Annotated in this window: 21 protein-coding genes; 10 read left to right on the top strand and 11 right to left on the bottom strand. The window is 67.5% G+C overall.

Going from position 1 to position 20,637, the window contains the following annotated elements:
- Positions 1-121 precede the first annotated feature (121 nt).
- Both OG921_RS16605 and OG921_RS16600 read left to right on the top strand, forming a co-directional pair.
- On the top strand, positions 122-1,624 hold the full coding sequence (locus OG921_RS16605; protein WP_266113564.1) for a bifunctional phosphatase PAP2/diacylglycerol kinase family protein: 1,503 nt from the start codon (positions 122-124) through the stop codon (positions 1,622-1,624).
- 74 nt (positions 1,625-1,698) lie between these two features.
- Positions 1,699-2,076, top strand: a complete 378-nt coding sequence (locus OG921_RS16600; RefSeq protein ID WP_266113563.1) for a DUF427 domain-containing protein — start codon at positions 1,699-1,701, stop codon at positions 2,074-2,076.
- Positions 2,077-2,118: 42 nt separating this feature from the next.
- On the opposite strand, the gene OG921_RS16595 is transcribed toward OG921_RS16600, so the two are convergent.
- Positions 2,119-2,658 (bottom strand): Dps family protein, encoded by a 540-nt coding sequence (locus OG921_RS16595; protein WP_266113562.1) that lies wholly within the window; start codon positions 2,656-2,658, stop codon positions 2,119-2,121.
- 119 nt (positions 2,659-2,777) lie between these two features.
- On the opposite strand from OG921_RS16595, the gene OG921_RS16590 reads away from it, so the two are divergent.
- Complete coding sequence (locus OG921_RS16590; protein ID WP_266113561.1) at positions 2,778-3,254, top strand: NUDIX domain-containing protein; 477 nt, start codon at positions 2,778-2,780, stop codon at positions 3,252-3,254.
- Here OG921_RS16590 and OG921_RS16585 read toward each other — a convergent pair.
- A complete protein-coding gene (locus OG921_RS16585; protein WP_266113560.1) occupies positions 3,251-3,832 on the bottom strand; it encodes a hydrolase in 582 nt (193 codons plus the stop codon). The genes OG921_RS16590 and OG921_RS16585 overlap by 4 nt on opposite strands.
- A gap of 68 nt (positions 3,833-3,900) precedes the next feature.
- On the opposite strand from OG921_RS16585, the gene OG921_RS16580 reads away from it, so the two are divergent.
- The 3 genes from OG921_RS16580 to OG921_RS16570 all read left to right on the top strand — a co-directional run bounded on the left by OG921_RS16580 (position 3,901) and on the right by OG921_RS16570 (position 6,615).
- The gene (locus tag OG921_RS16580; protein WP_266113559.1) at positions 3,901-5,085 is read left to right on the top strand and encodes a winged helix DNA-binding domain-containing protein; all 1,185 of its coding nucleotides are present in this window, start codon (positions 3,901-3,903) and stop codon (positions 5,083-5,085) included.
- A 77-nt stretch (positions 5,086-5,162) separates the two neighbouring features.
- The gene (locus tag OG921_RS16575; protein ID WP_266113558.1) at positions 5,163-5,570 is read left to right on the top strand and encodes a pyridoxamine 5'-phosphate oxidase family protein; all 408 of its coding nucleotides are present in this window, start codon (positions 5,163-5,165) and stop codon (positions 5,568-5,570) included.
- Between the two features lie 10 nt (positions 5,571-5,580).
- On the top strand, positions 5,581-6,615 hold the full coding sequence (locus OG921_RS16570) for a low specificity L-threonine aldolase (RefSeq protein ID WP_266113557.1): 1,035 nt from the start codon (positions 5,581-5,583) through the stop codon (positions 6,613-6,615).
- Here OG921_RS16570 and shbA read toward each other — a convergent pair.
- Both shbA and OG921_RS16560 read right to left on the bottom strand, forming a co-directional pair.
- The gene (shbA, locus tag OG921_RS26635) at positions 6,612-7,595 is read right to left on the bottom strand and encodes an RNA polymerase sigma factor ShbA (protein WP_323182803.1); all 984 of its coding nucleotides are present in this window, start codon (positions 7,593-7,595) and stop codon (positions 6,612-6,614) included. The two genes, OG921_RS16570 and shbA, sit on opposite strands and share 4 nt — an antisense overlap.
- Before the next feature lie 111 nt (positions 7,596-7,706).
- On the bottom strand, positions 7,707-7,910 hold the full coding sequence (locus OG921_RS16560) for a three-helix bundle dimerization domain-containing protein (protein WP_266113556.1): 204 nt from the start codon (positions 7,908-7,910) through the stop codon (positions 7,707-7,709).
- 310 nt (positions 7,911-8,220) lie between these two features.
- Here OG921_RS16560 and OG921_RS16555 point away from each other — a divergent pair, with 310 nt between their 5' ends.
- Positions 8,221-8,991, top strand: coding sequence for a hypothetical protein (locus OG921_RS16555; protein WP_266113555.1), 771 nt, complete (start codon positions 8,221-8,223; stop codon positions 8,989-8,991).
- Between the two features lie 192 nt (positions 8,992-9,183).
- Positions 9,184-9,810, top strand: coding sequence for a TetR/AcrR family transcriptional regulator (locus OG921_RS16550; protein WP_266113554.1), 627 nt, complete (start codon positions 9,184-9,186; stop codon positions 9,808-9,810).
- A gap of 30 nt (positions 9,811-9,840) precedes the next feature.
- On the opposite strand, the gene OG921_RS16545 is transcribed toward OG921_RS16550, so the two are convergent.
- From OG921_RS16545 to OG921_RS16530, 4 genes are all read right to left on the bottom strand, one after another.
- Positions 9,841-10,281: a response regulator gene (locus OG921_RS16545; RefSeq protein WP_266113553.1), complete on the bottom strand. Its 441-nt coding sequence runs from the start codon at positions 10,279-10,281 to the stop codon at positions 9,841-9,843.
- Complete coding sequence (locus OG921_RS16540) at positions 10,278-11,966, bottom strand: ATP-binding protein (protein WP_266113552.1); 1,689 nt, start codon at positions 11,964-11,966, stop codon at positions 10,278-10,280. The genes OG921_RS16545 and OG921_RS16540 overlap by 4 nt, the downstream gene beginning before the upstream one ends.
- Positions 11,963-13,183: a PP2C family protein-serine/threonine phosphatase gene (locus OG921_RS16535; RefSeq protein ID WP_266113551.1), complete on the bottom strand. Its 1,221-nt coding sequence runs from the start codon at positions 13,181-13,183 to the stop codon at positions 11,963-11,965. The genes OG921_RS16540 and OG921_RS16535 overlap by 4 nt, the downstream gene beginning before the upstream one ends.
- Positions 13,184-13,302: 119 nt before the next feature.
- The gene (locus OG921_RS16530) at positions 13,303-13,917 is read right to left on the bottom strand and encodes a TetR/AcrR family transcriptional regulator (RefSeq protein ID WP_266113550.1); all 615 of its coding nucleotides are present in this window, start codon (positions 13,915-13,917) and stop codon (positions 13,303-13,305) included.
- Positions 13,918-14,028: 111 nt separating this feature from the next.
- On the opposite strand from OG921_RS16530, the gene OG921_RS16525 reads away from it, so the two are divergent.
- Positions 14,029-15,765 carry a class I adenylate-forming enzyme family protein gene (locus OG921_RS16525; RefSeq protein ID WP_266113549.1) on the top strand — a complete coding sequence of 579 codons (1,737 nt, stop codon included), beginning with the start codon at positions 14,029-14,031 and terminating at the stop codon, positions 15,763-15,765.
- On the top strand, positions 15,766-16,539 hold the full coding sequence (locus OG921_RS16520) for an SDR family NAD(P)-dependent oxidoreductase (protein WP_266113548.1): 774 nt from the start codon (positions 15,766-15,768) through the stop codon (positions 16,537-16,539).
- Positions 16,540-16,654: 115 nt separating this feature from the next.
- Here OG921_RS16520 and fadD1 read toward each other — a convergent pair whose 3' ends face one another.
- Genes fadD1 through OG921_RS16505 form a run of 3 tightly spaced genes read right to left on the bottom strand, consistent with a single transcriptional unit; the run spans position 16,655 to position 20,589 of the window.
- Positions 16,655-18,256 carry a fatty-acid--CoA ligase FadD1 gene (fadD1, locus tag OG921_RS16515; RefSeq protein ID WP_266113547.1) on the bottom strand — a complete coding sequence of 534 codons (1,602 nt, stop codon included), beginning with the start codon at positions 18,254-18,256 and terminating at the stop codon, positions 16,655-16,657.
- A gap of 12 nt (positions 18,257-18,268) precedes the next feature.
- Positions 18,269-19,207, bottom strand: a complete 939-nt coding sequence (locus tag OG921_RS16510; protein ID WP_266113546.1) for an alpha/beta hydrolase — start codon at positions 19,205-19,207, stop codon at positions 18,269-18,271.
- Positions 19,204-20,589: an NAD(P)/FAD-dependent oxidoreductase gene (locus OG921_RS16505; RefSeq protein ID WP_266113545.1), complete on the bottom strand. Its 1,386-nt coding sequence runs from the start codon at positions 20,587-20,589 to the stop codon at positions 19,204-19,206. The genes OG921_RS16510 and OG921_RS16505 overlap by 4 nt, the downstream gene beginning before the upstream one ends.
- Between the last annotated feature and the right edge of the window lie 48 nt (positions 20,590-20,637).

The raw sequence follows: 20,637 nt of genomic DNA, 5'->3' as shown, positions 1-20,637 counted from the left end.
CGCTCATTCGCTTCGACGACGAATCCAGCGTCGTCACCAACCCGCACCCCGCGCTGCGTGCGGTCTGGGACGGCATCCGGTGAGCCCGAGCGGTCTCGCTACCAATGGCTAGGCTGTCTGGATGCAACGGCTGACGAAGCGGGCGAACCGCCGCGACGAGCCTGCACGGCGGCTCCGCGAGGTGCTTCGTCGACTGCAGGAACTGGACATGCAGGCGTTCGACCGGGTCAGCAGTTCGCACAGTCCGCTGCTCGACGCGACATTGCCACGGCTCACCCGCACGGCCGACCATTCGGTGTTGTGGGCGTCGGTTGCGGCGGCACTCATCGCGTCGAACAACCCACGGCTGACCCACGCCGCGCGCCGCGGATTGCTGTCCATCGCCGCCACCAGTTTCACTGCGAATTTCGTTGCCAAGCAGCTACTTCCGCGCGACCGCCCGGATCGGTCGCGGGTACCGCTCGCGCGGCTGGCCCGGCGCATTCCCACCTCACCCTCGTTCCCGTCCGGCCATTCGGCCTCGGCCGCGGCGTTCGCCTTCTCGGTGGGCCGGGAGGTGCCCGAACTCGCGGTGCCGATCGGACTGCTGGCCGGCGCGGTCGCCTATAGCCGCATCTACACCGGCGTGCACTATCCAGGCGATGTGCTCGCCGGGATCGCACTCGGCGGGGCGGTCGCGATAGGCGTCAACCGGATCGTTCGCACGCCCGAGCCCGAGCCGGACGGGCCGGTCGCCGAGCCTGCGCCGCAGCCACCGCGTCCGGACGGTGCCGGCGTGGTCGCCGTGATCAACCCCTCGTCGGGTGTCGGCGCTGGACCCGACCCGGTCGAACTGCTTCGCCGCGAACTTCCCGCGGCCGAAATCATCGAAGTCCCGCCGGACGGCGACCTGCTCGAACTGCTCGTTGAGGCCGCGCAGCGGGCCGAGGTCCTCGGCGTCTCCGGCGGGGACGGCAGTGTCGCGTGCGCAGCCGGCGTTGCCGTCGATCACGACGTGCCGCTCCTCGTGCTGTGCGGCGGAACGTTCAACCATTTCGCCGCCGACGTGGGCATCGAAGATCCACGGACCGCACTCGCCGCGGTGCGCGCAGGTCATGCCCTGCGCGTCGATGTCACGCGGGTCGCCGGCCGGGTACTGGTGAACACCGCGAGCGTCGGCGCCTACCCGGAGTTCGTCACCACGCGGGAGAAGTACGAGAAACGGCTCGGCAAGCCGGTCGCGGCAGCGCTGGCATTGCTGAAGGTGGCCCGCCGGACCGAACCGCTCGATTTGCTGATCGACGGCCGGCGGCACCGGACCTCGTTGTTCTTCCTCGGTTCCGGTCGCTACGCACCACGCGGTTTCGCACCGAACTCGCGCACCCGCCTCGACGACGGACTGCTCGACGTACGGGTGCTGGACGCCGATGGGTTCTTCGGCGGCCTGCGCACGGTCGCTACTGCAATCCTCGGTCATCTCGAACGAGATCCGCGCTATCGGGAGGACACGCGCGCGACGGTGGTCGTGCAGCGTTCGGCGGACGGCCCGTTCGCCTACGACGGCGAAGTCGTCGACGGCCCCGCACGCCTCGAGTTCGTCAAGCAACCGGGCGCGCTGGTCGTCTTTGCCCCGACTGGCTCCTGACCGGGAATCGGCGGCCGCTTCGGATGGTTGGCTGGAGATATGACGCCAGGCACCCCAAGAACCGGGAGGCATCGATGACACGGACGCGGCGCGAACCTGGGCCCGACCACCCGATCTCGGTCGAGCCGACACCGGCCACGGTGACGGCGCGGGTGGGCGAACTCGACGTCGCCCGCTCCGATCGCGCGCTGACCCTGCGAGAGTCCGCTTACCCTGCAGTGCAATACATTCCGTTCGAGGATGTGAATACCGCACTGCTACAGCGCAGCGACACGAAGACCTACTGCCCCTACAAGGGTGAGTGCTCCTACTATTCGCTCAGCACGCCGGAGGGAATCCTCGACGACGTCGTGTGGACCTACGAGACGCCCTACCCGGCAGTCGGCGAAATCGCCGGCCATGTCGCGTTCTACCCCGACCGGGTCACCGTCGAGACCATCGTCTCGAGGTGACCCGACCGCGACCGGCCAGCGGTTCCGCTCCCTCCTGATTCCCTACCGAGCGGCTTTGGCCGCGCCCTTCTCGGTGGGAATGCCCTCGTTGGCCAGCTTGCCGCCGGCACTCTCGAGGTGCGCCCTGATGAACCACTGGAACTTCTCCAGTTCCGCGGTCTGCCCGATCAACAGGTCTTCGGTGATCTTGTCGATCTCACCGACTTGGTCGATGGCGGCGCGGTTCGACTTGATCACCCCGTCGTAGACGACGTCGAGCGCGGCCAAGTGGGCCTGCGCGGTGTCGCGTCCGACCGAGTAGTCGTCCCAGGCGCGATCCTTCTCGATCGCACCAACCGTGCCCTTGGGGGCGCTGCCCAACGCCGCGATTCGTTCGGCAACTGCATCGGCATATCCGCGCACGGTCTCCACCTGGGGGTCGATCATTTCGTGCACCCCGATGAAGTTCGGTCCGACCACGTTCCAGTGGATGTGCTTGAGCGTCAGATGCAGGTCGTTGTACGTGCTCAGCCGCTGCTGCAGCGTGTTCGACACGGTGAGACCCTGTTCGGCGCTGAGACCTGGAACGGTGAACGACGTCATAGTCTGCTTCCTCCTTCTCGCGTTGGACGCGAAAGCTCTGTGCCCGTGGAGTAGCCCAGCGCCCACGGCGTCAAACCCCTGCTAGCGTGCGTCGCACCACACTTGGACGAAGGGCCGATATGCCGACCACGAGCGCCGGAATTCTGCTGTACCGGCAGGCCGATCCGGAAGGGGTCGCCGTGTTCCTCGCCCACATGGGCGGGCCGTTCTGGTCGGGCAAGGACGAGGCCGCATGGTCGATCCCGAAAGGGGAATACGACGAGGGCGAGGATCCGCATGCCGTGGCACGGCGTGAGTTCGAAGAGGAAATCGGCGTGCCGGCTCCGGCGCTCGACTACCGACTGCTCGGCGAGTTCCGCCAGTCCTCGCGGAAGACGATCATGGTCTTCGCCGCGCCGTACACCGGCGATCTCGGGTTCGTGCAGAGCAACACGTTCGAGTTGGAGTGGCCACCACGGTCGGGCCGGCGGCAGAGCTTCCCCGAGGTCGACGACGCGCAGTGGTTCCCGAGCGACGTCGCCGAGGTCAAGCTCGTGAAAGGTCAGCGGCCCGTGCTCGCCGCGCTGCGCGCGCTGATCGCGGACGAGCCGGGTTAACGCGTCTTCTCGAACAGTTCGATGATCTCCGCGGTGGTGCCGCATTCGCCGAGCATCGGGAAGACCCAGTCGAGACTGTTGCGGTGCGCGGACTCGTTGAGATCGCTGACCGCGTCGGCGGCGATCGTGACGTGGTACCCGTGCTCGTGCGCGGCGCGGGCGGTCGACTCGACCCCGATGCTGGTGGCAATGCCGGTGAGCACGATCTGGGTGACCCCGCGGCGGCGTAGCTGCAGATCGAGGTCGGTGCCGTAGAACGCGCCCCAGTTGCGCTTGGTGACGACGATATCGCTTGGCTCGCCGGATAATTCGTCGACGATGCGATCCCAGCCCGCGGGCCGCGGCCTGCTCCCGCGGCCCGCTCCGATCCGCCCGGGCACCGCATCGGCGCCGTCGGTGGCGAACGAGACCCGGACCAGCACGACCGGTGCACCGTGCGCCCGGAAGGTCTCCGCGAGCGAAACGGAGCGGGCGACGACATCGGACGCGGGAATCGGCGCGACCGGTCCGGCGACGACGCCGTCCTGCAGGTCGATGACGACGAGGGCGATCCGGGGATCCACGGCGCTGACAGTCATGACAAAACTTTAGCTCTGCTACCGATCGCCGCAGTCGACGTGTCGTCCAGGCCTGGTAGCAATGGTCCATGGAGTTCTCGACCGCGCACCGACGAGCCCGGTTGGTCGCGCGGCATCACCTGGGCGGCACCGCGAGTGGTCCGGTCGAGGCGGCGTCCGGTGTCGTGGTGCTGCACGCGACCGAGCCGGCATCGGTGTACCTATCGGTGCTCGCTCGATGCGCGAGCGCCGCCCTCGCCGACGTGGGGCACGCGTTGCACGAAGAGCGCAGTCTGGTCCGCATGCTGGCCATGCGCCGGACACTGTTCGTCGTGCCCGCCGCGACGGTCCCGGTCATCCATCACGCGGCCGCGCTCGACATCGCCGCGCAACAACGCACCCGCCTGCTCACCCAGCTGCGTACCGTGCCCACCGATCCCGAACTCCCCGACGATCTCGAAACCTGGCTGACTTCGGTCGAAGCCTCGGTGGAGCGGGCAATCCTCGCCCGCGGTGCAGCATCGGCCGCGCAGCTGTCCAACGACGAGCCGCGGCTGCGCACCGCCTTACTGCCCACCACAGACAAGAAGTGGGATATCAAGCGCAACATCACAACTCAGGTTCTCGTGACGTTGGGGGCACGGAGCCTGCTGGTGCGCGCCGAGCCGCGGGGCGGCTGGACCTCGCGCGCCCATACCTGGGAACCCGGCATGCGTTGGTGGCCCGACGGCATCCCACCGGTCGTGGATGCGAAGGCGCGGCTGGTGCAGCTGTATCTACGCCGATTCGGCCCGGCGACGGAGACCGACATCGCCTGGTGGACGGGATGGGCGCTCGGCACCACCCGCAAGGCGCTCGCCGCCCTCGACACCGTCGACGTGGGGTGCGGGCTCGTCCTCGCCGACGACACCGTCCCGGACGAACCCGGCAAGCCCACTGCGACTTTGCTGCCTGCGCTGGATCCGACCGCGATGGGATGGAAGCAGCGCGACTGGTACCTACCCGAAAATTGGCAACCGCTGTTCGACCGCAACGGCAACATCGGCCCGACGATCTGGTGGGGCGGCGAGATCATCGGCGCGTGGTCGGTGCGTTCGGACGGGTCGATCGTCACCGGACTGCTCGCCGATCGCGGAAAGGCCGCGGCTCGCGCGGTGGACCGCGCCGCGGCCTTGCTGCACCCGCGGCTCGAAGGCGCCGCGGTGGTGCCGTCATTCCCGACGCCGCTGGAGAAAGAGCTGCGGACCTCCGGGCAGCGCCCGCGAAGTCGGTAAGGTCGCGACCGATACCCGAATCCACCCCTGCCCGATCCACCCCACTGCCCAATCCACCACTGCCCACGAGGTCGCCCATGCCGAAGCCGCCCCTGCCCGACGACGCCGCACAGATGTTCGCGCACCCGAACTACGCCACCATCACGGCGGTCCGCCCCGATGGGCAGCCGGTGTCGGTCGCCACCTGGTACCTCTACGAGAATGGCCGGGTACTGGTGAACATGGACAACCGCCGCAAGCGCATCTCCTATCTGCGCAACGATCCGCGGGTCAGTCTCACCGCGATGGACCCATCGGACTGGGTAACACACCTGAGCATCCAGGGCCGGGTCGTCGACTGGGTCGAGGACAAGGATCTCGTCGACATCGACCGGATTTCCGAGCACTACACCGGCAAGCCCTACGTGGTACGCAGCCGTCCGCGGGTCAGCGCCTGGATCGAGATCGAGTCCTGGCACGGCTGGGGCGCACTGAAGCAGAACTGACCCGGCCGCGATGTCCGTCCACGTACCGAAGATCGACCTCCGTTCCGACACTGTGACGGTTCCGGACGACGAGATGCGCCGAGCCATGTCCGCCGCGGACGTCGGCGACGACGTGCTCGATCACGACCCGACGATGGCCGAGCTCGAGGAGCGGGTCGCCGAACTTCTCGACCAACCGGCCGCGCTGTGGGTGCCGAGCGGCACCATGGGCAATCTGATCGCGCTGATGCTGCACCTGCGCCGCGGCGACCGGTTCCTCGCGCCCGAGCACGCGCATGTGCTCGGCTCGGAACTCGGTACCGCGGCGTGGATCGCGAACGGCATGCCCGAGGCCCTTCCGCACGACGGCGGCCCGGGACGCCCGACACCGGCCACCGTTCGTGCCGTCGCCGGCGGCACCGGCCCGTACTACACGCTCACCACCACGCTGTTGTGCCTGGAAAACACGCACAACTTCGCCGGCGGCGCGGTGATACCCGCGCCCGAGTGGACCGCCCTCGTCCAAGCAGCACGGGCGAGCGGCCTCGCCGTGCACCTCGATGGCGCGCGGATCTGGAACGCCAGCGCGGCCCTTCGGCTTTCGCCGGCCACGCTCGCCGCGGGCGCGGACACCGTGCAGGTGTGTCTGAGCAAGGGGCTCGGCGCGCCCGTCGGTTCGGTCCTCGCATCCGACGCCGACCGCATCGGCGAAGCCCGCCGGATCAGGAAGATGCTCGGCGGCGGCATCAGGCAGGGTGGGGTGCTCGCGGCGGCCGGGCTGGTTGCATTGCGCTCGATGGACCGGCTCGCCGATGACCACGCCAATGCCGCCCGGCTCGCCGCGGGATTGCGCGAACTCGGAGTCGGCGCAATGGTGCCCGAAACCAACATCGTCCTGGTCGACCTACCGCACCCGCAGGTGGCGGCCGCTCGCCTCGCGGAACTGGGAATCGGTGCCAGTGTCACGGCAGGAAAGCTTCGATTCGTCACACACCGCGACGTGTCCACGGCCGACATCGACGAGGTACGCGACCGAGTCGCGGCCGATCCGGAACTGCTCGGCTAGCCGTCCACCTTCTTGCGTCGCCGTGTCCGATTCTTGCGCCCGGCCTTCGGGTCGAGCGGTTCGCCCGCAGCTACCCGGGCCTGCGCCGCACGCAGCTTACCCAGCGCGCGGTGCTGCGCGACCCGGATCGCGCCGGGCGTCGTGTCCATCGTTTCCGCTGTCTCTTCCGACGACATGCCGAGTGCGACTCGCAGGACGAGGATGTCGCGGTCCTTCGGGGAAAGGACGCCGAGCAGTGTGCCGATCTCGCGGCCGGACTCGAACGCGATGACCTTGTCTTCGGGGTTGTTGTCCACCGACGGCATCTCGGGCATCTCGGCCACCGCATCGGTCTTGTTCCGCCCTGTCGCCCGATGCACGTCGGCGATCTTGTGCCCGGCAATACCGTAGACGAATGCCATGAACGGACGGGATTCGTCGCGGTAGCGCGGTAACGCGGTCAGCACGGCGAGACAGATGTCCTGCGCCACATCATCGGCAGAGACGCCGCTGCGATCGTAGGGCCCGATTTTGCCGCGGCAGTAGCGCAGCGCGATCGGACGGATTATCTCGAGCACCCGCGCGAGAGCCGTAGAATCACCCCGGCTGGCCGGGCCAACGGTGGCCTCGAGTTCGGCCATCCACGAGCCGTCCTCGTCCGGCAATCGGTCCGCGCTGGCGAACCGGCCTGCACCGCCGCGTCCGGTGACTTCGGAGCGCTCGCCGGGCGATCGGTCCGCACCGACAAACCCGCCCACACCGGCGAGTTCCAAGACACCGGAGCGCTCACCGGGCAATCGTTCCGCGCCGACAAACCGGCCCTCAACCAAGAGTTCCAAGACATCGGACCGCTCGTCGGGTTCGGTGGTGTCGGCTCGCTCGTCCGGCTCGACGCGCGCGTGCCGCCGTACCACCGGGCTCGGCGATTCCACTGCCCAGAGCAGCTGATCGGACCGACCCACGCCACCTTCCGCGTCGTCATCGACCTGAAGCCGCCACACACTTGCTCCTCATCCACGCCCCCGGGAGAAGGGGACTGTAGGCATTTCACACCATGGAGGGCCCGCGTGCACAGGCATTTCACAAACTTTTGTTACCTAATTTTGTCCGGATCACCCTTCGCGGGCGGCGAGCTCGTGCTCGGCGTGCCGCTCGACGAGCATCGGGATGTAATCCCGGACCGGCGACGAGGCGAATTTCGCGTACACATCGTCGACTACGTGCGCGACTTCGGCAAGCGGTATCTGCGGATATCGGCCGGCGAGCCGCTCCACAACCACCGCCATCATCCGTGCCTCGTTGAAAGAAAGCTTCACCGGTAAATCATCTCAGGAAACAGTTTGCTCTCCGGACACCTGTTATTCATTTTCCGAATGACAACCCCCCTGCGCGCGGTGCGGAACTCCGACCGCGTGCCCGGATTGCCCGAGCTATCACAAGGCAAGCACAGACGGTCATGAGTTGTTCAAGTTCCGGCAACCGTTGCGATGCCGATCCGTCACAACCTCGGCGCACTGTTACCCCGGTTGATCGCCACGACCGCCCCCAGGTCCCGCTGGGTGTAGGAAAAGCGTTCTTCTCCAACCACTCCCAGACATGCATGCGACAGAAGGGTCCACCAGAAACATGAGGACGAGGAACTACGCCGCGGTTGCGGCGATGGCCGCCACCGCCGTTGCGGCCGCTGCCGGCACCGCGAACGCAGCGCCCGCGCCCACCACCGACCCCGGTCAGCAAATCGTGAGCAACGCCACAGATTTCCTTGGTGCCGCTGCCCACCAGGTGCTCGCACCTGCGGCCGCTCCGACAGCGTCCGCGGCGCTGGCCACCCCGTTCGGGACCATTCAGGTCGGTGGCGGCCAGATTGGGATGACCGGACCGACCGGGACCGTCTCGGTCAGCGCCCCACTCGCCCCCGTCTCCGCGGCGCTGGCCCCAGTCGCCCCTGCGCTGCTCGCCACCGCCGATTCGGCGCTCCCCGCACCGGCGCCCGCCGCTGTTGCCGTTAGCCCGGTCGCGGCGACGGCCGGCGTCCCCGGCGTCACCCAGGTCGCGGGCCCCGATCCGCGTTTCAAGACCTGGCAGGAACGCGAGCAGTGGGAATTCAACCGGATGAAGGACACCATCTCGATCGGTGCCACCGTCGGCACCGCGACCGGTCTGATCGTCGGCGGCGTTACCGGCTGCGTTGTCGGCCTGGCCAGTGGAGCCGTCGTCACCGGGCCGCTCGCCCCTCTGGGTGGGGTGGCAGGCTGCGCCGCCGGTGCAGCCGGACTGGGTACCCTCGGCGCCCTCACCGGCGCGGTGCTGGTGACCGTTCCCGTCGCGATCGGCGCCGGGATCAACTACCTGGTGCAGACCCAGCAGCCCTTCACCGCGCCGCCGGCCGCGAAGTAGCCTTCGCGCAGACGCAACACGCCGCATCCCGGTGGGCCGACAGGCCCGCCGGGATGCGGTGTTTCCGCACCCCGATGTTTCGCGCGAAGGTGGACCGGAAGTATCCCTTCGCTACCACCGTTACCTGCACTGCCTTGCCGCGATAGACTCCGCGCGTCGGGAGCGATCGGGCAAAACGACCACAAGGCAGGGATGAGCGAGCACAGCACCACGACGGCGTGGCAGACCGAGGATCAGGACAACATCGACCCCCGCCGGCTGCGCTCGCGCGCCCGGCTGCTCGACGCGGCCACCGAACTGCTGCTCAGCGGCGGGGTGGACGCGGTGACGATCGACGCGGTCACCCGCTCCTCCGGAGTCGCCCGGACCACCTTGTACCGGCACTTTCCCAGCAGCACGGAGCTCCTGGCCGCAGCCTTCGAACGCCTCGTGCCACCGGTATCTCCGCCGCCACAGCGCGGCTCGCTGCGCGACCGCCTCGTGGAGCTGGTCGGCGGCCAGGCCGCATTGATCGAAGACGTGCCGATTCAGGTCGCCGCGCTCGCGTGGCTCGCGCTCGGATCGACCGACCCACAGCAGCCCGATGCGATCGCCTCGCTGCGCAGCCGGATCATCGAGCAGTACCGGATGCCGTTCGACGAGCTGCTCAGTGACCCGGAAACGGTCGCCGAACTCGGCGAATTCGATCGGACACTGGCCGTCTGCCAATTGATCGGGCCCATCGTGTTCTCGCGGATCGCGGGGCTGCCGTCCCTGACGCAGCCCGCGCACACGCAGATCGTCGACGATTTCCTTACCGCGCGGCGTGCGCGTGCTTGAGCGCCCACGCGGAGCCGTGCATCGAATGAATCAGAACTGCGGCAGCCGCACGACCTGAACGAAAAACTCGTCGATCTGGCGCACTGCGCTCAGGAACTGGTCGAGATCCACGGGCTTGGTCACGTAGGCGTTGGCGTGCAGCTTGTAGCTGCGCAGGATGTCCTCTTCGGCCGAGGAGGTGGTCAGCACGACGACCGGAATATGGCACAGGTCGATGTCGGACTTGATTTTCTCCAACAGCTGACGACCGTCGTACTTGGGCAGGTTCAGATCGAGCAGGATCAGATCCGGCCGCGGCGCGCCCTCATGGGCGCCACGCTTGTAGAGGAAGTCCAGACCTTCCTCACCGTCGTGCGCGACGTGCAGGTTGTTCTTGATTTTGTTGTGCTCGAAAGCCTCCCGGGTGATCAACTCGTCCCCAGGATCGTCTTCAACGAGCAACACGTCGATTGCCCGAACGGCGGGTGTCATGCGTTGGTTCCTTCCAGAAAGGGCCGTGGAGCTTCGCTCCCAATTGCAACGGAGGGAGCTTCGCTCCCCAGTGCAACAGAGTTGTGGTCCACGGTAACCGGGATGGTGAAGCGGAAACGAGTTCCGTCGGTGTAGGACGTGTCGATCCAGATCGTGCCGCCGTGCTGCTCGACGATCTTCTTGCACAGCGCGAGGCCGATACCCGTGCCGGTGTAGGCGTCGCGACCGTGTAGCCGCTGGAAGATGACGAACACCTTGTCAACGAATTCCTCGGCGATGCCGATGCCGTTGTCGGTCACGCTGAACAGCCATTCCTCGTCGGAATCGGGCGCGCGGTCGCAATCGATCACGACCCGGGGCGCGACCCCGGGCCGCTTGAACTTGACGGCGTTGCCGATCAGGTTCTGCCACAGCATCGTCATCAGCGTGGGGTCGCCGGAAATGTGGGGTAGCGGGCGATCCGGACGCACGACCTCGGCACCGGACTCCTCGATCGAGGTCTGCAGGTTGCCCAGCGCCAGATCGACCGTCGCTTCCAGATCCACGTCGGCCTGTGTCGTGCTGAGCCGTCCGACCCGCGAGAAGGTCAACAGGTCGTTGATGAGGACCTGCATCCGCTTCGCGCCGTCGACCGCGAAGCGGATGTATTCGGTACCGCGCTCGTCGAGTTTGTCGCCGTAGCGCTTCTCGAGTAGCTGGCAGAACGAGGCCACCTTGCGCAGCGGCTCCTGCAGATCGTGCGACGCGACATAGGCGAATTGCTCGAGTTCGGCATTCGACCGGCGCAGCTCGGTCGCCTGTTCGTCGAGCTCCCCGGCCTGCTCGGCCAACCGCTCTCTGGCTTTGCGCGATGCGTCGAGCTCGTCGACGATGCGCTGCCGCATGTTCTCCACATCGGTCGCAATCGCCCGAATATCCTTCGGTCCCTGCGGCACGATCCGTTCGCCGAAGCTGCCCTCGGTGATCCGCCGGCACGCCGCGGCGAGCGCGCCGAGCGGCCGGGTGACCGCCGATCGGACCAGGATCACCAGCACGATCGCGGTGACGAAGAAGGCGCCGATCATGGCCGCGAGCACAGTGTCACGCCAACTCCGCATCGTCGAGAGGTGCTCGATACCGTCCCGACGAGCCACGCTCAAATTGTCGTTCTGCTTGTCGAAAAGCACCCGCATCCGGTCGAATTCGACCTTCCCCTGCAGCGCCGACTCGCTATCGACGAGCCTCGGGCTCCCCGGCGCGACGCCGGCGATGAGTGGTTCGGCGGACGAGCTGCGCCAGGTCGCGCCGGCCTGTTCGACCGCGTCGAGATCGGCCATCAGCTCATCCTGGCCATCGACCAAATCCCGGATGGTCTGCGCTGCCAGGCCTTCGTTGCGCTGACCCTCGTAGTACGGCTCCAGGAACCGCGGGTCGGCTGCGATGCTGTACCCGCGGACCGCCGTTTCCTGGTCACGCAACGCCCCCTGCAGCTGGTACGCCGCGACCCGCGCGGGCTGGACGTTGTCGATCAGCTCGTCGGACACCTGATTGGTCCGGTCGAGTAACACCGCCCCCGCGATGGCACCGGCGAGCACCACGATGCCCATGACCGAGACCACGAGATACATCCAGCCCTGCACGGTGAGCGGCGCACCGCGCTGTGGCGAGACGCCGGAGTGGGTCGCCGGCGAGACGCTCGTGCTCATAACGATGTCCGTTCGACGCGCACCACGGCAATGTCGTCGGCGAGCCCACCGTGGTCTTGGGCAGCTTTCTCCGCCCCGTCGATCAGGGCGTCGACGAACTCGGCCCCGGGTAGCGATGCGATCGACCGGGCAAGTTCGAGCAGCCCGTCCTCGCCGAGTCGCTCGTTGCCGAGGCCGGAGTGGCCCTCGAACAGGCCGTCAGTCAGCAGCACGAGCCCGTAACCAGGCGGGAACGCCACCTGCGCCGGGAGCCATGCGACGGTGTTCAGGCCGAGCGCGGCACCGCCGACGGGTTCGACCCACTCGACCGTGCCCTGCCCGTGCAGCAGCATGCCGGGGTGGCCGGCGCGAACCGCGGTGATGATCGGGCTGCCCTCGCGGATGGCGAGGCTCATGACGGTCGCGAAGATGCCGTCCTTGGCACGCTCGGTGCGCAGGATTCGTTCGAGCTGCCGCATCCGCTCCGAACCGTGCAGGCCCGCGAATGTCAATGCGCGCCAGGCGATCCGCAGCGCTACCCCGAGTGCCGCCTCGTCCGGACCGTGCCCGGATACATCGCCCATGAGCACATGCACCGTGCGGTCCGGTGTCTGCACGACATCGAAAAAGTCGCCGCCGAGCAACGCGTGTTCCCGGCTGGGCCGGTACCGGGTGACGATCTCGACGCCGGGATCGTCGTCGAGCAGCGGCGAGGCGAGCAGCCCGCGCTCCAGCCGGGCGTTCTCCCGCGCCTGCAATTGGCTGGCGTGCAGGTCGACAGCGGTGAGCTCGGCACGCTTGCGCTCGATCGCATACAGCACCGCGCGGCGCAGCGTTTCCGGTTCCACCCGCCCCTTGACCAAGTAGTCCTGCGCGCCCGACGCGACCGCCAGGACACCGAAATGCTCGTCGTTCAGGCCGGTGAGCACGACGACCGGAATGGTCGGGTCGAACCTGCCGATCCTGGCGAGCGCGTCTATACCGTGGGCGTCGGGGAGATTGAGGTCGAGCAGCACACAGTTGGGCCGGGCCGTGGCGATTTCCCGCTCGGCGTCCGCCATCGACGGCGCCCAGGTCATCTCGATCGGTGCGCCCGCATCGATGATCAGCTCCTCGACCAGCAGCGCGTCGGCCCGATCATCCTCGACCAGGAGCAGCGCGAGCTGCTCCCAATGCGCCGTGTCGACGGCTGCGAGGCCGAGCGGCGGGGTCGAGTCCGGGTCGTGCGGCGCACGCATCGTCAACCACGTCCTTACGTCTCGTCACACCGGCCGAGCTGACCAACAAAACGCGTGACCAACCCTGCAGACAATACCGATGATCAGCCCCGGGGTCCCCATCGCAGCATGCCGCACGGTCAGCTGAGATACGCCACGATCGCCTCGACCATGCCGCGACGACCTTCGTCGATGTCGAAGTAGGTGGACAGCTCCGACTCGGCCCGCATGCCACGTAACGCACCCGGCAAGAAGATGCGTACGCGATGCAATTTCTCCTCGTCGACGTCGAGTCCGGCCAGCGCCCCCGCATACGCCTCGGTCCACGCCCGGTCCCACGCGGCGATTGCCGCCGCGCTGTGCGGGAAAGCGAGTTCGAGCTCGCTCCGGTTCCCGGGCAGCAACTGCCGCAGGTTCCCCACCGCACGAGCCTGCGGCGCGGCCAACGACCGCCAGAATCGCGTCACGATGGCATCGATTCGACTCGCCAGTGGCTCGGGATCGCCGGTTGCCGCGTGCACCGGCTGCCACTCGGTGAGGATGTGCTCGAGCACCGCGGCCCACAAGCCGTCCGCGTCGCCGAACTGATGTTGGACGGTCCCCCAGGTCACCCCAGCCTCGCGCGCGACCAGATTCGCGCTGACCTGCTCGCCCTCGGGCGGTGCGGCCAGGCACCGGATCGCGACATCGATCATGTGCAGCCGCGTCTGCAGACCGCGCCGATTCAGCCGCGTCCCCTTGGCGCTGACAACCACGACTGCAGATGATAGCCAGCCCCGGGATGACTTCGTGACTGAGTTCATAGAACCTGCTATGACTAATGGCGGAGTGTGTGTGCGCAGCGTCACAGATCGAGAGGAGCAGGCGTGTCGGATTCCACCGTCGAAGTGAAGTCCCCGGTAGCCGCCTATCGCGAGATCGAGGCGGCGCTCACCGCGCCCGGGGCTCCGTTCGAGATGGTCGACGCGCACGTCCGGGGCGCGACGATCCGGACCTATCGGCATGCCGCGCCGACGCTGTACACCGTCGTCGCCGATTTCGAGCAGCGTTTCGCCGACAACACCCTCACGGTCGGCGTCGGCGGCGAGCAGACCTACCGCGAGGTGTTCGAACGGGCACGGCGCTTCGCCGCGGTCCTGCACGAGGTGTATGGGGTCGGGCCCGGCGAGCACGTCGGCATCATGATGAACAATCGAGCGGACTATCTGATCGCGCTGTTCGCGATCACCCGGATCGGCGCCGTCGCCGTGCTGTTCAACAGCAGATCGAGCGCGAACGAAATCGGCGCGGCGGCAGTCGAAGTGCCCTGCGCCGTCATCGTCGCCGACCCGAAGTCGCTGCGCACGCTCGCGTCGGCAGGCGTCTCGGCACAGCTTATTGCGACGGATGCCGAGACACCCGCCACGCCGAACCTGACCGACCTCACCGCGACGCCTCGGTCGGCACCCGAACCGCATGTCTCGGATACCGATTCGGTCTGTCTGATCCTGTTCACCTCCGGCACGTCCGGTCGGCCGAAGGGCGTGCTGCTCACTCATCGCAACATCTGCAACGTCGTGCTGAACATGCGCTTCGTCGCGGACACGAACCTCGAATTCGCCTCCAGAACATACGGTATTGCCGTCGAAGACCTGCGCACACTGATGCCGACGGTTTCTGCCCTGCTCATTTTCCCGTTGTTCCACGTCTCCGGCATCGCCGCACTCATGGCGACGATGAACGCCGGCGGTCGGGTCGCCACGATGCCGCGCTGGGACGCCTCAGCCGCGGCCGATCTCATCGCCGAGTACCAATTGAGCCTTATGGCCGGACCGCCGATGACCGTGGACGATCTGCTCGCACTGCCCGATGGCGCGGAGCGTCTCGGCACGCTGCTCAACGTCGTGCCGGGCGGTCAGGCGACACCGCCGAACGTCACCGCCCGCATCGCCGATCGCCTGCCGAACGCGCGGCGCAGCGCGGGCTGGGGTATGACCGAGGTGGGCGGCAGTGTATGCACGGCAGGCGGCGACATTCTCGCCGCACATCCGACCACCTCCGGCGCAATGAGTCCGACAATGGATGTGCGCGTGGTTGATTGGGACGGCGCCGAGCTACCCGCCGGACAGGTCGGCGAGTTGCAGTTGCGCGGCGCGCTCGTGATGGCCGGCTACGCGGGGCGCCCGGACGACACCGCCGACGCGTTCGACGGCGCCTGGCTGCGTACCGGCGACCTGGGCTATGTCGACGACCACGGCCTGGTGTATCTGGTCGACCGAGCGAAGGATCTGGTCATCTCCGCCGGCGAGAACATCTCGTGTGCGGAAGTGGAAGCCGCGCTGGCTCAGTCGGATCGCTTCAGCGAGGTAGCGGCGTTCGGTGTGCCCGACGACCGGCGCGGCGAGCGACTCGTCGCTGCGGTCACGGTTCGCGACGGGATTCGCGACCTCGACGCCGAAGCCGTGCGCGATCTCACGCGTGCGGTCCTGTCCGACTACAAGGTCCCCACCGAGGTGGTGTTCGACCTCGGACCATTGCCAAGGACAGCGACCGGCAAGGTCGTCAAACGCGAACTGCGTCAACGTTATCTGGCACGTTCATCGGCACAGACAAAGGAGCGGTAGATGTCGGAACGCAAGGTCGCCATCGTTGTCGGCGGCGCCTCGGGAATCGGGCTCGCCACCGTGGCGGCGCTGGCGCGCGAGGGCGCGGCGGTGGTGCTGGCCGACGTCAACGAGTCCGCGGCCCGCGATCGGGCAGCGGAGTTCGGTGCTGCGGTGACGGCCGCCAACGTCGATGTCACCGACGAAGGCACGGTCGCCCGACTCTTCACCGATACCGTCGCCGAGCACGGCCGAATCGACACGGTGGTCAACTGCGCGGGTTTGACGCTGCCCGGCGCGATCGCCGACCTCGAACTCGCCGCCTGGCAGACCACGATCGACGTCTGCCAGACCGGGACCTTCCTCGTACTCAAGCATGCCGCGCGGCACGTGTCCGACGGCGCGAGCGTGGTGTGTATCGCCTCGCTCAACGGCCGACAGCCCGCCGCCGGTATGGCTGCCTACTGCGCCGCCAAGGCCGCCGTCCTCATGCTGACCGAGGTCGCCGCAATGGAACTCGCCTCGCGCAAGATCCGGGTGAACGCCATCTCCCCCGGCCTCGTGGACACCCCACTCGTGGCGGGGCTGTCCGTCGTGCCGGGGCTGCTCGACGAGTACATCGAGAACACCCCGCTCGGCCGTTCGGGCACAGCGGAGGAAATCGCCGAAATGGTCGTGTTCCTCGCCTCCGACAAGGCCGGCTGGATGACCGGCGCGGCGATCGACCTCAACGGCGGCGCGCACACCCGCCGCTACCCCGACGTGCTGGGCAAGATCGCCGCGTTGGCGCAATAGCGCCGCACCGGGCTCCCGCCGTGACCGGGCTCCCGCGGTGATCACGAGTAAATGGCCCCGATTCGCCAAGTTTTTGGGGCAAGTTGCTCGTGATCACCGCGGACTGGGGGACCGATTATGAGGTGGCCACCGCGACATCCGAATTCTGCGCACGGTAGGCCGTGCCCCGCTCCTCGCGCACCCACAGCGTCCCGTCGCCCGCCGTCACGCCCTCCGAGGCCAGCGTTCGCTTGAGGATCTTGTTCGTCGCCGTCGTCGGTAGATCGTCGCCGATCCGGACGTAGCGTGGCCACGCCTTGGGTGACAGGTCGAGCTGTTCGGCGAGGAAGTCGGTCAACTCCTGCGGAGTGAGGGTCTCGTTGTCGCGCAGCACGATCGCGGCCATCACCTGATCGCCGACGTTCGCATCCGGCACCGCGTAGACCGCGACACGGCTGAGCGCGCCGAGTCGCTGCAGCACCCGCTCGATCGGTGCCGCGGCGAGATTCTCGCCGTCCACCCGCATCCAGTCGGCGGTGCGGCCGGCCAGGTAGATCCAGCCCTCGGCGTCCCGGTAGGCGAGATCGCCCGACCAGAACATGCCGTGCCGCATCCGATCCTCGGTGGCCGCGGTGTCGTTGTAGTACCCGGAGAAGAACCCACTGCCTTGGGTGTTGACCAGTTCGCCGATCGCTTCGTCCGGGTTCGCCAGCGCACCTGCCTCGTCGAATCGCGCGGTGGCACATTCGGTGACCGTCACCGGATCGTAGATGCCCACGTCGGGCAGCCCCTTGCCAACCGACCCGATGGGCGTTTCCGAGTCGCGGGCGATGATCACGGCGTTCTCGGTCGACCCGAATCCGTCGAGCACATACGTGCCGAATCGTCGCGCGAACTCGGCGATATCGCGGTCCGACGCCTCGTTGCCGAACGCGACGCGCAGCGTGTTTCCCCCGTCGTCGGGACGCTGGGGGGTGGCCAGGATGTAGGCCAGCGGCTTGCCGACGTAGTTCATGTACGTCACGCCGTAGCGACGCACGTCGTCGAGGAAGGCCGACGCGGAGAACTTCGCGGGAACCATCGCAGCGCCGGCGGCCAGTGCCACGCCGAAACCCGCGACCACGGCATTCGAATGGAACAGCGGCATCGACAGATAGCACACGTCGTCCGGGGTGAGACCGAACTTGTCGGCGAGCATGTCCGCGGCGAACATGATCATCAGGTGCGCCACCCGGACGGCCTTGGGGTCGCCGCTCGTCCCGGAGGTGAAGATCATCATGTAGGTGTCGGTGGCGCTCGCCTCGGCGTGCGGAACGAGCGCACCGGCTGCGGCCAAGCTCTGCTGCCACTGCGGATCCTCGACGTCGACGACCGTGACGCCGGGCAGGTCGAGTCCTTCGAGTAGCTCTCGATGCGCGGCATCGACGAGCAGGATCTGACAGTCCGCCTTGGCGATATCGCGTGCCAGGTTCTCACCCCGGCGGGTGTTGTTGATGCCGCACAGCACATAGCCACCGAGACCGGCGCCTGCCATGGCCACGAGCATGTCCGGCGAATTGGCCAGCAGCGCGCCCACGTGCATCGGGCGGGCCTTGTCGGCCATCGCGATCAGCGCCGCGGCTTCGGCGGATGCGTCGGCGATGTAGTCGCGCCAGCTGACCCGACGATCGCCGTAAATAATTGCGGTCGAATCACTCTCAGCGCGTTCCCGAAGCAGCTGCTGGATGGTGTCGGCCATGGTTTGTTCTCCTCAGCGAGACGTTGCCGATGCGGTGGACCGGGCGAGATGGCGGAGCAGGAACGCGGTCTGATGACGCACCACCGGCTCGAAGAAATCCTGTCCGGAATAGACGCCGAAATGGTCGCAAGGATAGTGCCGCACCTCGGCGCGAGCCTTGAAGGCGGCTTTCGCGGCCGCCCGGGGCGGCGCGCCGCGGTCGAAATCGGCGATCTGCACGAGCGTCGGGCAATCGATCTGAGCCGCACTGCGGTCTGCGCGGTACGCGCCGAGTTGCGAGCCGAGGCTCGCGTCGATCTCGTTGCGCCAGGTGGGGCCGGCGATCGCGAGGTAGTCCTCGTAGTAGCCGTCCATGCTCAAGGCGGCGACCTCGCCCGGCCGGCCGACGACCGGCATCATGACGGGCGGCTTGCCGATCCGCTTCGAGAACGAACTGGCCATGCCTGCCGTGCTCGACCGTGCGATGGAGCTCGCCGTGTGGTGGCGCAGCGCCATCCGCGCAGCGGCGAATCCGTTGACCATCGGCGTGATCGACACTATCGCGGCCACGTCGCTGCGGCCGGCGCCGGCGCTCAGCACGTGCCCGCCGGACAACGAAACGCCCCAGAGAACGAGGCGGTTCGGATCGATGCCCGGCAGCGCGGCGGCCGCCGTCATCGCGGCACGGTAGTCGGCGATCTGGCCGCTCATCGAGACGCATTGCCGCGGCGTGCCGGACGACCCGCCGAACCCGCGGTAGTCGAACGCGAACACCGGTAGTCCCGCCGCCGCCAGCCGCTGCGCGAAGGGTTCGAGTCCGGAATCCTTTGTGCCGCCCAGTCCGTGCGCCATCACCACCACCGGGCGGCCGGCCGGGGACGCCAGTTCGATGCCCGCGTCGTCCGGGGCCGGGTAGAACCAGGCCTCGCACGGGGTGCCCTGCGAATCGAACTCCACAGTCTGCCGCATCACAGTGCTCCCGCCGTCAGTTCGGTCCGATCGCTATCGCTCCCGACGCCGGCCCAGGTGGGCGGCCCGTGCCGTTGCGCTCGTTGTGCCCCGGCCGGGATCTCGCGGGCACGCATGTCGTGTTCGTAGAGGAAGTAGTCCAACTGCTGGGTATGTCGCGGTCGGTCGAGCATGTGCCCGGTGTACTTCTGCATGTCGGCCACGATCACCTCGTTCATCTCGGCGACCGACGGCAGCCGGTAGCGGCCGACCGCGTATGCGCCGATGAGCCGGGCCTGGGCTTCGACGAACGGGAACAGTGTCGGTGTCGCCTGCGCGAAGCCGGCGAAGATCAGATCGTCGATGCCCGGTTTGAACATCCGCTTGTACAGGTCGATCCGGTTATCCGGCGCACTGATGAAGCTCTCGTCGAAGAACGGAAAGGTGATGTTGTATCCGGTGGCGTAGATGATGATGTCGAAGTCCGAGGACGTGCCGTCGTCGAAATGCACTGTGGCACCGTCGAGTCGTTTGACGTTCGGCTTGGGGATGACGTCGCCCGAGCCGAGCCGCAACGGCAACTCCACCGACTGGGTCGGATGGGCCTCGAAGAACTTGTGATTCGGCGTCGGCAGGCCGAACATCTCGGGGCGGCCGGCGGTCAGCGGCTGGAAGGTCTGCGCGAACTTGCGCTGCCAGGACAGCGGGATGTACGGGCTGGTCTTGTAGTACTTGTCCGCGGGGCGGCCGGCGATGTACTTCGGCACGATCCAGGCACCGGACCGGGTGGACAGGGTCACGTTGTTGCCCAACGCCTTCGACGACAGCTCGACGGCGATGTCGGCGGCACTGTTGCCCAGCCCGACCACGAGGATCCGCTTGTCGGTGAAGTCGAACGGCGTCTGCGGATCGATGTAATGGTGGGCGTGCATGCTTTCGCCGGTGAACTCGCCCGGGAAGTCTGCGTAGCGGGGGTCCCAGTGATGTCCGTTCGCGACGACGAGCAGGTCGAAGCGCCGCGACTGGCCCGTTTCGGTCGCCAGCTCCCAGCCACCGTCATCGAGACGCTTGGCATGGGTGACGCCGTTGCGGAACTCGATGTTTCGCTCCAGGTCGAACGCTTCGGCGTATCCGTCGAGGTACTGCTTGATCTGGGTGTGGTGCGGGAAATCCGGAAACTCCTCGGGCATCGGATAGTCGCGGAAGGACAGCTGATGCTTCGAGGTGTCGATGTGCAGCGAGCGGTACGCGCTGCTGTGGCCGTTCGGATTACCGAAGGCCCAGTTTCCGCCGATCCGGTCCGAGGACTCGAAACAGACGTACGGGACGCCGTAGTCGGCAAGCATCTTGGCGGCCGTGAGACCGCTGATCCCCGCGCCGATGACAGCGGTTTCCGGAAGTGCCATTCGCCAGCTCCTTCGATGCCCGCGCGGTACGGTCACCAGCACGGTACA

The organism is Aldersonia sp. NBC_00410 (assembly GCF_026342035.1).
GTDB lineage: Bacteria > Actinomycetota > Actinomycetes > Mycobacteriales > Mycobacteriaceae > Aldersonia.
This window is presented reverse-complemented; position numbering and strand designations above follow the sequence as displayed.

Excerpts from the sequence above, each read along its gene's own strand:
- OG921_RS16605 (WP_266113564.1), top strand. The coding sequence starts at position 122 with ATGCAACGGCTGACGAAGCGGGCGAACCGCCGCGACGAGCCTGCACGG.
- OG921_RS16600 (WP_266113563.1), top strand. The coding sequence starts at position 1,699 with ATGACACGGACGCGGCGCGAACCTGGGCCCGACCACCCGATCTCGGTC.
- OG921_RS16595 (WP_266113562.1), bottom strand. The coding sequence starts at position 2,658 with ATGACGTCGTTCACCGTTCCAGGTCTCAGCGCCGAACAGGGTCTCACC.
- OG921_RS16590 (WP_266113561.1), top strand. The coding sequence starts at position 2,778 with ATGCCGACCACGAGCGCCGGAATTCTGCTGTACCGGCAGGCCGATCCG.
- OG921_RS16585 (WP_266113560.1), bottom strand. The coding sequence starts at position 3,832 with ATGACTGTCAGCGCCGTGGATCCCCGGATCGCCCTCGTCGTCATCGAC.
- OG921_RS16580 (WP_266113559.1), top strand. The coding sequence starts at position 3,901 with ATGGAGTTCTCGACCGCGCACCGACGAGCCCGGTTGGTCGCGCGGCAT.
- OG921_RS16575 (WP_266113558.1), top strand. The coding sequence starts at position 5,163 with ATGCCGAAGCCGCCCCTGCCCGACGACGCCGCACAGATGTTCGCGCAC.
- OG921_RS16570 (WP_266113557.1), top strand. The coding sequence starts at position 5,581 with ATGTCCGTCCACGTACCGAAGATCGACCTCCGTTCCGACACTGTGACG.
- OG921_RS16555 (WP_266113555.1), top strand. The coding sequence starts at position 8,221 with ATGAGGACGAGGAACTACGCCGCGGTTGCGGCGATGGCCGCCACCGCC.
- OG921_RS16550 (WP_266113554.1), top strand. The coding sequence starts at position 9,184 with ATGAGCGAGCACAGCACCACGACGGCGTGGCAGACCGAGGATCAGGAC.
- OG921_RS16545 (WP_266113553.1), bottom strand. The coding sequence starts at position 10,281 with ATGACACCCGCCGTTCGGGCAATCGACGTGTTGCTCGTTGAAGACGAT.
- OG921_RS16540 (WP_266113552.1), bottom strand. The coding sequence starts at position 11,966 with ATGAGCACGAGCGTCTCGCCGGCGACCCACTCCGGCGTCTCGCCACAG.
- OG921_RS16535 (WP_266113551.1), bottom strand. The coding sequence starts at position 13,183 with ATGCGTGCGCCGCACGACCCGGACTCGACCCCGCCGCTCGGCCTCGCA.
- OG921_RS16520 (WP_266113548.1), top strand. The coding sequence starts at position 15,766 with ATGTCGGAACGCAAGGTCGCCATCGTTGTCGGCGGCGCCTCGGGAATC.
- fadD1 (WP_266113547.1), bottom strand. The coding sequence starts at position 18,256 with ATGGCCGACACCATCCAGCAGCTGCTTCGGGAACGCGCTGAGAGTGAT.
- OG921_RS16505 (WP_266113545.1), bottom strand. The coding sequence starts at position 20,589 with ATGGCACTTCCGGAAACCGCTGTCATCGGCGCGGGGATCAGCGGTCTC.